The following is a 13430-nucleotide window of genomic DNA, read 5'->3' as shown; positions in this document are numbered from 1 at the left end:
GGAGACCAGTCCACGGCTCCGCCGCCCGCTTTCCTGTCCTGTCCGTCACCGCGAAGAAGAGGTGAGCCGCTCGTGTCTGCTCCCACCGCTCCGACCGAGGACCGCGCGCAGAGCGCGCCCCCTCCTGGGACGAAGTCGTCCCGAGGGCGTCAGCCCAAATCGGCACCCCTGTCGGCGATCGCGCGACGCCGCAGCCTGACCGGGTGGTCGTTCATCATTCCCGCCGCAGCCATCATCGTGCTGGTCAACTTCTGGCCGATGATCCAGGCGCTCTTCCTGTCGCTGAAGACGGGACGCGGGACCAAGCTGACCTGGGCAGAGCCGCTGTGGTTGAACTACCAGCGGCTGTTCCAGGACGACCAGTTCCGACTCACGCTGAGCACGACGTTCATCTACCTGATCATCCAGGTCCCGATCATGCTCCTGCTGGCGATGCTGCTGGCGAACCTGCTCAACGCGCCGTGGCTGCGGTGGAAGGGATTCTTCCGGACGGCGATCTTCCTGCCGTGCGCGGTGGGGCTCGTGTCGTACTCGCTGGTGTTCCGGCAGATCTTCGCGACCGACGGCCTGGCCAACGACCTGCTCACGCAGTTCGGGATACTCGACTCTCCCGTCAACTGGCTCGGCCAGACGGGCACGGCCCGGATGGTGATCATCCTCGGCCTGCTGTGGCGGTGGACCGGCTACAACATGATCTTCTTCCTGGCCGCACTGCAGAACATCGACCGCTCGACCCTCGAGGCTGCTCGCGTCGATGGTGCCGGCGGGTTCAAGACCTTCTGGTACGTGACGATGCCGCAGCTCAAGCCCATCATCCTGCTCTGCGCGATCCTGTCCACCAACGGAACGTTGCAGATGTTCGACGAGTCGTTCAACCTCACGGCCGGTGGCCCGGGCAACACGACGATGTCGGTCTCGCACTACCTGTACAACGTGTCGTTCCGCAACAGCCCGAACTTCGGGTACGCGGCCGCCATCTCCTACGCGATCCTCGTCATCGTGGCCATCCTGGCCGCCATCCAGCTGAAGGTGGGCGACAAGCGTGACTAGAACAACACTTCGCCGGATTCCCGCATACGTGTTCCTGTCGTTCGCCGTCGTCCTGTCGGTCTTCCCGCTCTACTTCATGACCGTCTCGGCGACGAACACGAGCAACGAGGTCCTCGCGTCCAAGCTGCTGCCGGGTAGCCACCTCCTCGACAACTTCAAGGCGCTCGTCGACGCCCAGCCCCTGGGGACGGCGTTCTACCACTCGGCTGTCAACGCCATCGCGACGACCCTGCTCGCACTGGTCCTGTGCTCGATCGCCGGGTATGCGTTCGAGATCTACCACTCGCGGGCGAAGGACGCCGTCATGGGCCTCCTGCTCCTGGCGATCATGATCCCGTTCGCGGCGACGATGATCCCGTTGTTCCGCCTCTTCGCGCAGCTGGGACTGGTGAACTCGACGGTCGCGGTCATCCTGCCCCTGATCGCGACGCCGTTCCTGATCCTGCTGTTCCGGCAGGCCTCGCGGACGTTCCCGCACGAGATCATCGAGGCGGCGCGCCTCGACGGGCTGGGCGAGGTGAGCATCTTCGCGCGCATCTACCTGCCGACGATGAAGCCCACCCTCGCTGCCGCGGGTGTCATCACCTTCCTGTTCTCGTGGAACAACTTCCTGTGGCCGAAGGTGATCCTCGTCGACAACGCGTACCAGACCTTGCCGATGCTGCTGTCCAACATGCGCGCCGGGTACGTCACCGACTACGGGAGCCTCATGCTCGCCGTGTTCATCGTCTCGGTGCCGACGGTGGTCGTCTTCCTCCTGCTGCAGCGCAGCTTTGCCGAGGGCGTCACGGGGGCCATCAAGTGACATTCGACCTCGACCGGATCACCGACCCCGAGTTCGTCAAGGAGAACCGGCTCGACGCTCACTCCGACCACCGGTGGTTCGCCTCCCCCCAGGAGTCGGCGACCGGGACGAGCTCCTTCGAGCAGTCGCTCAACGGGCTGTGGAAGCTGCACTACGCGAAGAGCCCCGCGCTCGTCGTCCCCGGCTTCGAGCGGGTGGACGTCGACGACTCCGGCTGGGACGACGTGCCCGTACCGGCCCACGTCCAGCTGCTCGGCTACGACCGCCCGCAGTACACCAACGTGCAGTACCCGTGGGACGGCTACGAGCAGCTCGAGCCGGGGCAGGTTCCCCAGCGGTACAACCCGGTGGCGACCTACCGTCGGACGTTCACCCTCGAGCACCCGCTCGGGCCCGGCGAGCGGCTGAGCGTGAGCTTCCACGGTGCGGAGAGCGCCGTCGCCGTCTGGCTGAACGGCGCCTACGTGGGCTACGGGACGGACTCCTTCACCCCGTCGGAGTTCGACCTCACCGACGCCCTGGTCGACGGCGAGAACGTCATCGTGGCGCAGGTGGTCCGGTGGAGCGCCGGGTCGTGGGTCGAGGACCAGGACTTCTTCAGGTTCTCCGGCCTGTTCCGGGACGTCGTCCTGTACCGCCGGCCGACGGTGCACGTCGAGGACGTCCGGGTGGTGACCGACGTCGCCGACGACCTCTCCGAGGCGACGGTGCGCGTGCGCGTCGTGCTGGCCGGCGACGGCAGGGTGGACGCCCGGATCGCCGGTGCCGGCCAGCTCGTCGGCGACGACGAGCTCGTGGTCCGCATCGAGGCTCCGCGGCTGTGGAGCGCGGAAGATCCTCACCGGTACGACCTCACGCTCGACGTGTACGACGCGTCGGGCCGGCTGACCGAGCACGTCCCCGTCCAGGTGGGTGTGCGCCGGTTCGGCATCGAGGACGGCCTGCTCAAGGTCAACGGGTCCCGCGTGGTCTTCAACGGGGTCAACCGCCACGAGTTCGGCCTCCAGGGTCGTGTGATGACCCGCGAGCAGACCGAGGCCGACATCCAGCTCATGAAGCGGCTGAACATCAATGCCGTGCGGACCAGCCACTACCCGAACAACTCGTTCTTCTACGAGCTGTGCGACGAGTACGGGCTCTATGTCATCGACGAGATGAATCTCGAGTCGCACGGGATGTGGGACCTGATCAGGTTCGCCGGGGCGGATGTCGACGTGGCGTTGCCCGGGGACCGTCCCGAGTGGCTGCCCACCCTCCTCGACCGCGCCGCCAGCATGCTCGAGCGGGACAAGAACCACCCGAGCGTCGTCATGTGGTCGTGCGGCAACGAGTCGTTCGGCGGCACGGGCATCCTGGAGGTGTCGGAGTACTTCCGTCGCGCGGACTCCCGGCCGGTCCACTACGAAGGCGTCCATTGGGACCCGCGGCACCCGCAGACCACCGACGTCGTCTCACGCATGTACGCGCCGGCGGCCGAGATCGAGGAGTTCCTCGCAACGCACCGCGACAAGCCCTACGTGCTGTGCGAGTACGCCCACTCCATGGGCAACTCGTTCGGGGCGGTCCACAAGTACATCGACCTCGCCTACCGCGAGCCGCTGTTCCAGGGCGGCTTCATCTGGGACTTCGCCGACCAGGCCCTTCGGCGCACCGATTCCTCGGGCCGCGAGTACTTCGGCTACGGCGGGGACTTCGGTGACGCGCCGCACGACTCGGACTTCAGCGGCAACGGCATCGTCTTCGCCGATCGCACCCTCAAGCCGATCGCCCAGGAGTTGCGCTACCTGTACCAGGGCTATCGGCTCTCGGTGGGCAGCGACAAGGTCACGGTCGAGAACCGTCACCTCGCCACCCCGTCGTCGGTCCACGAGTGCGTCGTGACCCTCGCCCGGGAGGGCCGGGTGCTGCAGGAGGAGGTGCTAGAGACTGCCGTGGCCCCTGGGGGCTCGCAGATCTACGCGCTCCCCGTCACGGTGCCGGCCGCACCCGGGGAGTACACGGTCGACGTGTCCTTCCGGCTGCGTCGCACCACGCGCTGGGCGTCGGCCGGGCACGAGGTGGCCCACGAGCAGGCGGTCGTGGTCGTCCCGGCCGCGGCCTCGGCTCCGACCCGCCGGGCCGTCGCGCCGGAGGTCGTCCATGGCATCCACAACGTGGGCGTGCGGGGCCGGCACTTCACGGCCCTGTTCTCGCGGCTGCACGGGGGGCTGGTCTCGTACCGCTACGGGCTGACGCCGGACGGCGGCCGCGAGCTGCTGCGCTCGGTGCCCCAGCCGAGCTTCTGGCACGCGCCCACCTCCAACGAGCGCGGGTGGGGCGGCCCTGCACAGGACGCCGCCTGGCTGCTCGCCAGCCGGTACGCGACGGCTGTCCGGGGTCCCGAGCAGCCCGCGGTCGAGCAGACCGACGCCGGCGTTCTCGTGCACTTCCGGTACGAGCTGCCCGCACAGGCGGGGGAGTGCGAGCTCTCGTACCTCGTGGACGGTGACGGTCGCGTCGAGGTGACCCTCACCGTGACACCGGGCGCGGGGTTGCCGGACATGCCGGAGCTCGGGCTCCTCCTGACGACCGACGCCGCGTTCCGCAACCTGCGCTGGTACGGAGAGGGCCCCGAGGAGTCCTACGTCGACCGTCGGGCCGGCGCGCGGGTGGGTGTGTGGGAGGCCGACGTCCGCACCTCGCTCACGCCGTACCTGCGTCCGCAGGAGGCGGGCAGCCGGACCGGCGTGCGCTGGGCGACCGTGACCGACGAGCGCGGTGCGGGCCTGCGGTTGGAGGCGGACCAGGGCATGGAGCTGTCGGCCCTGCCGTGGACGCCGTTCGAGATCGAGAACGCCGCGCACCACACCGAGCTGCCGCCGATCTACCAGACGGTCCTGCGTCCGGCGCTCCAGCGGCGTGGGGTCGGTGGCGACGACTCCTGGGGTGCTCAGACCCATCCCGAGTACCGACTGCCGACGGACACCGAGCTGACGTTCCGGTTCGCTTTCCGGGGCCTCCTCTAGGCCCGACCCGGAGTGGCCGACGGGAGTGCCTGCACTCCCGTCGGCCACCGGTTCACGGCGGCCGGGGTCGGTCGCCCGCTGCACCCGCAGCTTCCACCACCACGGAGAGACGATCATGGCTGTGCAGCACGACCGAGTGCGATTCGGCGCGGCGTACTACTACGAGTACGCGGGCCCGGGCCAGGACCCGAAGCCCGAGACGCTAGAGCGCGACCTCGACCTCATGCAGGCCGCGGCGTTCTCGGTGATCCGGGTGGGGGAGTCGGTCTGGTCCACGTGGGAGCCCGACGAGGGCCGGTTCGAGCTGGACTGGCTCGAGCCCGTCCTCGACGGCGCCCTGGCCCGGGGGATCGACGTGGTGATCGGCACGCCGACCTACGCGCTGCCCCTGTGGATGGTCCGGCGCTACCCCGAGGTCGCCGGTGAGGACCGCACGGGCAGCCCGATGGGCTGGGGAGCCCGGCAGGAGGCCGACTTCACGCACCCCGTGTTCCGGTTCCACGCCGACCGGATCCTGCGCAAGATCGTCGAGCGCTACCGCGACCACCCGGCCGTGATCGGGTTCCAGGTGGACAACGAGCCCGGGCTGCACCTCCTGCACAACCACGGGGTGTTCCAGCGGTTCGTCGACCACCTTCGGCACACGTACGGCGACGTCGAGACCCTGAACCGGGAGTGGGGGCTGGTCTACTGGTCGCACCGACTGTCGTCGTGGGCGGACCTGTGGACCCCGGACGGCAATGCCCAGCCGCAGTACGACCTCGCCTGGCGCGAGTTCCAGGCGGGCCTGACGACGGAGATGATCGACTGGCAGGCGCGGGCGGTCCGTGAGCTCGCCCGGTCCGACCAGTTCGTCACCACCTGCATCTCCTACGAGCGCCCGGCCCTCGAGGACGCCGATCTCGCGGCCGTCCTGGACGTCACGAGCGGGAACCCGTACTACCGCATGCAGGACGGGCTCGCGCACCCCAGCGCAGCCGTCGTGCCGCAGTACTGGACGACCACCGGCACGTGGACGGTGTTCCAGTCGGGCGACGCGATGTTCTCCAGCCGGGGCGAGCCGTTCCTGGTGACCGAGACGGACGCCCAGGCGATCGGCGGGCCGAGCACCAACTACCCGGCCTACCCGGGCCAGTGGCGTCAGGCGGCCTGGGCGCTGGTCGCGCGGGGTGCGCGGATGGTCGAGTACTGGCACTGGCACACGCTGCACTACGGGACCGAGACGTACTGGGGCGGCGTGCTGCCGCACAGCGGGCACCCCGGCCGGGCCTACGGCGAGATCGCCCGGCTCGGTGCTGAGCTCTCCCGGGCGGGCGGCGCGATCGCCGACGCGACGCCCGACGCCGACATCGCGATCCTGTCCTCGACGAAGGCGCGGTTCGCGCTGGCCGCCCAGCCGCCGCTGCAGCTCGCCGACGGCACGGGGGACCGCAACAGCTACCCCCGGATCGTCGCGTCCTTCTACCGGGGCGCGTTCGATGCCGGGCTCCAGGTGCGCCTGGTGCGCCCCCGCTACCTGTTCGACGACGCGCCGGCGCAGGCCGCCCGCACCCACCCGGTCCTCGTGGCAGCGGGCTACTACCCGGCCTCCGACCGCGACCTCGACTGGCTGCGCCGGTACGCCGAGGCCGGCGGGCACCTGGTCGTCGGACCCCGGACCGGGTACGCGGACGACGAGGCGCGCGCACGGGCCGAGACCCAGCCTGCGCGCCTGTCCGGGCCTGCCGGAGCCTGGTACGACGAGTTCGCGAACCTCGACGAGCCGGTCCCGGTGCGCGGGTCCGACGCGTTCCCGCTCGAGGAGGGCGCCGCGGCGACGGCCTGGGCCGAGTGCCTCGTCGCCGACGGCGCCGACGTCCTCGCCACCTACGACCACCCGCACCTGGGAGCCTGGGCGGCCGTCACCACGCGGGCGTACGGCGCCGGTCGGGTGACGGTCGTCGGCACCGTCCCGGACCTGACGCTCGCCCGCAGCCTCGCGCACTGGTTGGTACCGACACCGCTCGCCGGATGGTCCGACCTGCCACCGAGCGTCACCGTCCACAGCTCGACCCGACCCGACGGCGCGCGTGTGCACGTCGTTCACAACTGGTCCTGGGAGGCCACCGTGGTAACCGTTCCTGCTGACCTCGACGTCATCGCGGCGCCGCACGGGTCCTCGCCGACCCCGGTGCGGTTCGCCGCGGGCGACACCGTCACGCTCGGCGCGTGGGACGTGCTCGTGGCGGTGACCCGGTGAGCGCGCGCTGGACGGGCCCGTGGCCCTCCGACGGCATCGCGTTCGGAGCGGACTACAACCCGGAGCAGTGGCCGGAGGAGGTCTGGGCCGACGACATCGCGCTCATGCGGGAGGCCGGCGTCACGCTGGTGAGCGTCGGGATCTTCTCCTGGGGTCAGCTCGAGCCGGAGGAGGGCGTCTTCGACTTCGGCTGGCTGGACCGGATCCTCGACCTGCTGCACGAGGCCGGCATCGGGGTGGACCTGGCGACGCCGAGCGCCGCGCCGCCGGTGTGGCTGCACCTGTTGCACCCGGAGATGCTGCCGGTCGACGCCGATGGTATGCGGTTCACGCACGGCAGCCGCGAGTCGTGGTGCGTGAGCTCGCCGGTCATCCGGCACCACGCCAAGCGGATCGCCCGGGTCGTCGCCGAGCGGTACGGCCACCACCCCGCAGTCAAGATGTGGCACGTCTCCAACGAGCTGGCCTGCCACAACGGCCGCTGCTACTGCGACGTGTCCGCGGCGGCGTTCCGCGACTGGCTGGGCAAGGAGTACGCGGACGTCGACGCGCTCAACCTGGCGTGGGGGACCGCGTTCTGGGGGCAGCGCTACGCGAGCTTCGAGCAGATCCTGCCGCCGCGACGTTCCACCACGATCCCGAACCCGGGGCAGCGGCTCGCGTTCGAGCGGTTCTCCTCCGACGCGTTCGTCGCGCACCTCGAGGCCGAGGCGGCGGTGCTGCGCGAGGTGACGCCGCACCTGCCGGTGACCACCAACTACATGGTCATGGGCGACTTCCACCAGATCGACTACACGCAGACGACGCCGCTGGTCGACATCGTCTCCAACGACCACTACCTGTGGTCGGAGAATCCCCGCGGCTGGGCGGAGCTCGCGTTCAGCGCAGACCGGACGCGCGGGCTGGCCGGCGGCGACCCGTGGATCCTGATGGAGCACTCCACGAGTGCGGTGAACTGGCAGCCGCGCAACATCGCCAAGGAGCCCGGGCAGATGCTGCGCAACTCGCTGCAGCACGTGGCCCGAGGCTCCGACGGCGTGCTGTTCTTCCAGTGGCGCCAGTCGCGCGCCGGTGCGGAGAAGTACCACTCGGGGATGGTCCCGCACGCCGGGCGCGACTCTCAGCTGTTCCGGGACGTCGCCGAGCTGGGGGCGACCCTGGGTCGGCTGGCCGAGGTGCGGGGGAGCACCGTCGAGCAGGCACGCGTGGCCCTGCTGTGGGACACCCAGGCGTGGTGGGCGGCCGAGCTCGAGGCCCGCCCCACCGTCGACCTGCGCTACCTGGATCTCGCCCAGCGCATGCACAGTGCGCTGCTCGACGCCGGCGTCACGGTCGACGTCCTGCCCGCCGCCGCGTCGCTGGACGGGTACGACGTCGTCCTCGTGCCCACGCTCTACCTGGCACCCGAGGGCCTGTCCGACCGCCTGACCGCGGTCGTCGCCAGGGGTGGGCACGTGCTCGTCTCCTACTTCTCGGGAATCGTCGACGATCAGGACCGAGTCCTCCTGGGCGGCTACCCCGGGGCGTTCCGGGACCTGCTGGGGGTGCGCGTGGAGGAGTTCGCGCCCCTGCCGGCTGAGGAGACCACGACGCTGAGCGACGGGAGCACGGGGGAGGTCTGGACCGAGCGGATGACGTCGACCGGCGCTGAAGTCCTGGCGACGTACGTCGACGGACCGTCGGCGGGCGGTCCCGCGGTCACGCGGCGAACCACCCGGGCGGGCGGTGCCGCGTGGTACCTGTCGACCCGCCTCGACCACTCGTCCCTCACCGGTCTGCTCGGTCGCGTGCTCGCGGCGGCCGGCGTGTCGTCCCTCGTCCCGTCGCCTGGCGGCTTGGAGGTCGTCCGTCGGACGACGACGACCGGGAGCTGGCTGTTCGCGCTCAACCACACCGGCACGGACCTGCCTCTGCACGTCTCCGGGCACGACCTCGTGGCCGACCGACGTCACGAGGCGGGGGCGGAAGTCCCGGCATGGGGCGTCGTGGTCGTCCGCGAGGACTGAGCCGATCGGTGCGCTCGTTCCCCTAGAGTCACCTGCGATGGGACCGACGACCGCGCCGCGCAGACGCCCGACGATCCGTGACGTCGCGGCTGCGGCCGGCGTGTCCCGGGGCACGGTCTCGCGCGTCATCAACGGTGGGCACTGGGTGTCCCCGGACTCGCTCGCGGCCGTCGAGGAGGCGATCCGGACCACCGGCTACTCCGCCAACCCGCACGCGCGCAGCCTGGTCACCGGACGGTCGAACTCGGTGGCGTTCCTGCTCACCGAACCCCAGCACCTGCTCTTCGAGGACCCGAACTTCTCGATCCTCCTGCGGGGAGCCGCCGAGGCGCTGGCCGTACGCCGGATGCCGCTCCTGCTCATGGTCGCGGGCACCCCCGACGAGCAGAAGCAGGTCTCGTCCTACGTCGGCGCCGGGCACGTCGACGGTGTCCTCGCGATCTCGTCGCACAGCGGCAACGCCCTGCTCGACGCGCTGGTGCGGCAGGGCATCCCGATGATCTCCTGCGGGATCCCGCTCGGCTTCGAGGGGAGCGTCGGCTACGTCGCCGCCGACGACCTCGGCGGCGGGCGGCGGATGACGCGGCACCTGCTCGAGATCGGCCGCACCAGGATCGCGACGATCACGGGACCCCTGGACACCCCCGGGGGCAGGCTCCGGCTCGAGGGCTACCGCGACGAGCTCGGGTCGCTCTACGACGAGTCGCTCGTGGCGCACGCCGACTACTCGCGCGGCGGTGGCGCGGTGGCGATGCGGACGCTCCTCGAGCGCCGACCCGACCTCGACGCGGTCTTCGTGGGATCCGACCTGATGGCTGCGGGCGCGCTGCAGGTGCTGCGCGAGGCCAGCAGACGCGTCCCGCAGGACGTCGCGGTCGGCGGCTTCGACGACTCCGGGCTCGCCGCGACGCTCGACCCGCCGCTCACCACCATCCGGCAGCCGCTCGACCAGATCGCCGGCGAGATGGTGCGCCTGCTGATCGAGCTGGTCGAGGGCGGGGAGCCGGCGGCCGTCACCCTGCCGACCTCGCTCGTCGTGCGCGCCAGCACCGGATCGGTTCCGCCGACCCCGTCCTGACGGGGCGTTCGGGGCCTAGGAGAGTAYGGATGGCGGCTGGGTCGCCTTGAGGTCACGCCACTCCCGGGGTGTGACGCCGTAGGCCTCGCGGAAGACTCTGCTGAAGTGCGTCGCGTCCGGGAACCCCCACTGGCGCGCGACGGAGGCGATGGTGCGCGCCCGGGCGTTCGAGTGTGCGAGCTCGCGGCGGCACGCCTCCAACCTCTGCGTACGGACCCAGTCCCCGAAGCTCACTCCCGCGCGGCCCAGGACCGTGTAGAGGTGCCGGACGGAGATGTTGTGCGCTGCCGCGACCCTTCCCGGAGTGAGATCGTCGTCGGCGAGGTGCGATCGCAGGTACTCCAGGAGTCGCATCTCCAGGGTGGTCTGAAGGGACTCCTTGCCGAGGGCCGGGTCGCCGAGGCTGGAGACGAGGGCGGCGCGAACCAGGTCGATCGTCGGCTGGGCCAGGTTGTCGGCGACCGCCCGGGTTCGCAGTCCAGGGCTGATGGCGAGCTGGCCCAGATAGGTGGAGGCCAGCGCTGCCACCGGGTCGTTGCTGCCCAGTGCACGCGACGACACCTCCCGGATCGCCGAGTCGGGCAGGGCAAGCTCGGCGATAGGGATGCGGAAGAAGTGCGCGTCCAGACCGCCGTCGAACATCAGCGTGTACGGGCTGGTCGTCGTGTAGACGGCGAACTGGCCGGTGCGCAGCTGGGTGTGCCGGCCGTGCTGCGCCATCGCCGAACCGCCGGCGCCCTGCAGCGTGAGGAACAGCTGCGGCTCGGACCCGTCGTGAGCAAGTCGTGGGCTCCGCGTCACCGTGGTCGCCATCGACCGCACCGTGAGCACCTGCACCGGGCCCGCAACGGAGAGGKCGAGCTCGACGTCGATGTGGCGAGGATCCTCCGGGAGGTCGATGTCGACGCGTACGACGTTGCTGCCGACCGCCTCCCGGACTGCGGCAGCGCGATCGACTCCTGGCGCCTCGGCAGCACTCCAGACGGTTGTCATGCCCTCGCTCCATGCCTGCACGTGAGCATCGTCGTCGCGGCCGGGCGGCCACGTCCGTCCAGCATGGTCACGGTCCCGTCGGCGCACAACCCCGTCGGGACGGCACGCAGGAACGGCAACGAACCGTGCACGCTCAGCACATGTCTGGTCGGCCAGGTCGTCCCGGGCGCGGCGCTTGCTGGCCGACCGCGCCAGGTCGGCCGTCGACGCGTGCACGCACGGCACAGATTCGCGCAGCCTGGACCAACGCACCGGTGGCGCCCGGACCTAACGTCTCCAGACATCCACCGCACGATCGACAGGAAGGCGATGACGTCATGAGCGACTCCCCGCGACAGACCCTGACGGAGCGCGAGCTCGCCGAGCTGCGGATCGCGAACGACTCGGGCCGTCAACCGGTCCTGTTCGTTCACGGGCTGTGGCTGCTGTCCAGCAGCTGGGACCGTTGGCGTGCCCTGTTCGAGGAGGCCGGCTACGCAACCGTGGCTCCGGGATGGCCCGACGACCCGGACACGGTGGCCGAGGCGCGGGCGAATCCTGAGGCGTTCGCGCACAAGATGGTGCAGGCCGTGACCGACCACTACCTCGAGGCGGTCCGCGAGCTGACCAGGAAGCCCGCCATCGTCGGTCACTCCTTCGGCGGCCTGATCGTCCAGAAGATGGCGGGCGAGGAGGTCGCCGCGGCGACCGTGACGATCGACCCTGCTCCGGGTCGAGGTGTCCTCCCGCTGCCCGCTTCTGCGCTCAAGGCCGGCTCACCTGTGCTCGGTAACCCGGCGAACTCCCGCCGCGCGGTGACCCTGACGTTCGACGAGTTCCTGTACGGCTGGGCCAACAACCTCGACGAGGACGAGGCCAAGCAGCTGTACGAGGAGTTCCACGTGGCCGCGTCGGGCGTGCCGATCTTCCAGGCTGCCGCGGCCAACCTCAACCCCTTCAGCGAGGCGAKGGTGGCCTACAGGGCACCGCAGAGGGGACCCCTGCTGGTCGTGTCCGGCGAGAAGGACCACACGGTGCCGCACGCAATCTCCTACGCCGCCTACAAGAAGCACAGCAAGAACCCCGCCGTCACGGAGTTCGTCGAGATGGAAGGCCGTGGCCACTCCCTGACCATCGATCACGGGTGGCAGGACGTCGCGCAGACCGCGCTCGAGTTCATCCAGCGCTGTGCCCCGCCGGCAACGGCGTGACGCATGACCGGTCGAGTCGCGGGCGGAATCCAACGTCGGCCCGGGCGTGCTGTGGCGCGGCATCCGACCTGTGAGTCACGTCACATCGCTGACGATTACTTGTAGCGTCAACTATTCGCGAGTACGGTGATTACTTGTAGGTACAAGTAATCCCATCAGCGAGGAGCACCACCGTGGCGAACTTCAGCATCATCGGCACCGGCAGCATGGCGAACGCGATCGGCGGCGTGCTGGCCGACGGCGGCAACGACGTCGCGTACGTGACGCGCGAGGACGTCGGTACGGCGCCCCTGAACGACACGGTGATCCTCGCCGTGCCGTACGCCGCGGTGGACGGCATCGTGGAGAGCTACGGCGACCAGCTCGCGGGCAAGACCGTCGTCGACATCACCAACCCCCTGGACTTCGCGACGTTCGACTCCCTGGTCGTGCCGGCCGGAAGCTCCGCCGCGGCGCAGATCGCCGCCAAGCTCCCGTCCTCGACGGTGCTCAAGGCGTTCAACACGACGTTCGCCGCGACGTTGTCGTCCAAGCAGGTCGGGGGAGTGCCGACGTCCGTCCTGGTGGCGGGCGACGACGCCGACGCCAAGGCGGCGCTGATCTCGGCCGTCGAGGCCGGCGGGGTCAAGGGACTCGACGCCGGGTCCCTCGCGCGCGCCCACGAGCTCGAGGCGATCGGGTTCCAGCAGCTGGTCCTGGCCGTCGGCGAGAAGATCGCGTGGACCGGCGGCTTCGGGATCGTCTGACCCGCACGCTCTGCGTCGGGGAGCTCGTCGCTGACCTCAGAGTCTGCGGCAGCTCGCCCGCTCGACCAGCTCCGTCGGCAGCCGCACGTGCACGTCCCGCTCGACGCCGTCGATGAGATCCACCAGCAGATTCAGGGCCTCGGAGCCGAGGCGCTGGATCGGCTGGTTGATCGTGGTCAGCGGGGGAGAGGTGAGCGCGGACTCGGGCACGTTGTCGAAGCCGATGACCGACAGGTCGTCGGGCACCCGGAGGTCCAGGCTGCGCGCGACCTCCAGCGTGGCGATGGCCGAGAGGTCGTTCGCAGCGARGATCGCGGT

Annotated in this window: 10 protein-coding genes; 8 read left to right on the top strand and 2 right to left on the bottom strand. The window is 70.2% G+C overall.

The annotated features are described in order from the left end of the window. Nucleotides 1-72: 72 nt before the first annotated feature. The 6 genes from ACXJKG_RS05535 to ACXJKG_RS05510 all read left to right on the top strand — a co-directional run bounded on the left by ACXJKG_RS05535 (nucleotide 73) and on the right by ACXJKG_RS05510 (nucleotide 10183). Nucleotides 73-1050 carry a carbohydrate ABC transporter permease gene (locus tag ACXJKG_RS05535; protein WP_456844748.1) on the top strand — a complete coding sequence of 326 codons (978 nt, stop codon included), beginning with the start codon at nucleotides 73-75 and terminating at the stop codon, nucleotides 1048-1050. Continuing rightward, the gene (locus tag ACXJKG_RS05530; protein WP_456844747.1) at nucleotides 1043-1855 is read left to right on the top strand and encodes a carbohydrate ABC transporter permease; all 813 of its coding nucleotides are present in this window, start codon (nucleotides 1043-1045) and stop codon (nucleotides 1853-1855) included. Before ACXJKG_RS05535 ends, ACXJKG_RS05530 begins: the two co-directional genes overlap by 8 nt. Next, nucleotides 1852-4860 (top strand): glycoside hydrolase family 2 TIM barrel-domain containing protein, encoded by a 3009-nt coding sequence (locus ACXJKG_RS05525; protein WP_456844746.1) that lies wholly within the window; start codon nucleotides 1852-1854, stop codon nucleotides 4858-4860. Before ACXJKG_RS05530 ends, ACXJKG_RS05525 begins: the two co-directional genes overlap by 4 nt. Before the next feature lie 115 nt (nucleotides 4861-4975). Then, nucleotides 4976-7099, top strand: a complete 2124-nt coding sequence (locus tag ACXJKG_RS05520) for a beta-galactosidase (RefSeq protein ID WP_456844745.1) — start codon at nucleotides 4976-4978, stop codon at nucleotides 7097-7099. Further along, on the top strand, nucleotides 7096-9105 hold the full coding sequence (locus ACXJKG_RS05515) for a beta-galactosidase (protein ID WP_456844744.1): 2010 nt from the start codon (nucleotides 7096-7098) through the stop codon (nucleotides 9103-9105). Before ACXJKG_RS05520 ends, ACXJKG_RS05515 begins: the two co-directional genes overlap by 4 nt. A 37-nt stretch (nucleotides 9106-9142) precedes the next feature. After that, entirely contained in the window at nucleotides 9143-10183 is a 1041-nt protein-coding gene (locus tag ACXJKG_RS05510; RefSeq protein WP_456844743.1) for a LacI family DNA-binding transcriptional regulator, read from the top strand. Nucleotides 10184-10198: 15 nt separating this feature from the next. On the opposite strand, the gene ACXJKG_RS05505 is transcribed toward ACXJKG_RS05510, so the two are convergent. Beyond that, nucleotides 10199-11176 (bottom strand): helix-turn-helix domain-containing protein, encoded by a 978-nt coding sequence (locus ACXJKG_RS05505; protein ID WP_456844742.1) that lies wholly within the window; start codon nucleotides 11174-11176, stop codon nucleotides 10199-10201. A gap of 317 nt (nucleotides 11177-11493) precedes the next feature. Between ACXJKG_RS05505 and ACXJKG_RS05500 the strand changes: the two genes are divergently transcribed. Both ACXJKG_RS05500 and ACXJKG_RS05495 read left to right on the top strand, forming a co-directional pair. Continuing rightward, on the top strand, nucleotides 11494-12366 hold the full coding sequence (locus ACXJKG_RS05500; RefSeq protein ID WP_456844741.1) for an alpha/beta hydrolase: 873 nt from the start codon (nucleotides 11494-11496) through the stop codon (nucleotides 12364-12366). A gap of 173 nt (nucleotides 12367-12539) precedes the next feature. Then, a complete protein-coding gene (locus ACXJKG_RS05495) occupies nucleotides 12540-13112 on the top strand; it encodes an NADPH-dependent F420 reductase (RefSeq protein ID WP_456844740.1) in 573 nt (190 codons plus the stop codon). A gap of 36 nt (nucleotides 13113-13148) precedes the next feature. Here the strand turns inward: ACXJKG_RS05495 and ACXJKG_RS05490 are convergent. Beyond that, a partial coding sequence (locus ACXJKG_RS05490) for a substrate-binding domain-containing protein (RefSeq protein ID WP_456844739.1) occupies nucleotides 13149-13430 on the bottom strand: 282 nt, incomplete at its 5' end.

The sequence above is a fragment of the Cellulomonas sp. P5_C6 genome (genome assembly GCF_054049635.1).
This window is presented reverse-complemented; position numbering and strand designations above follow the sequence as displayed.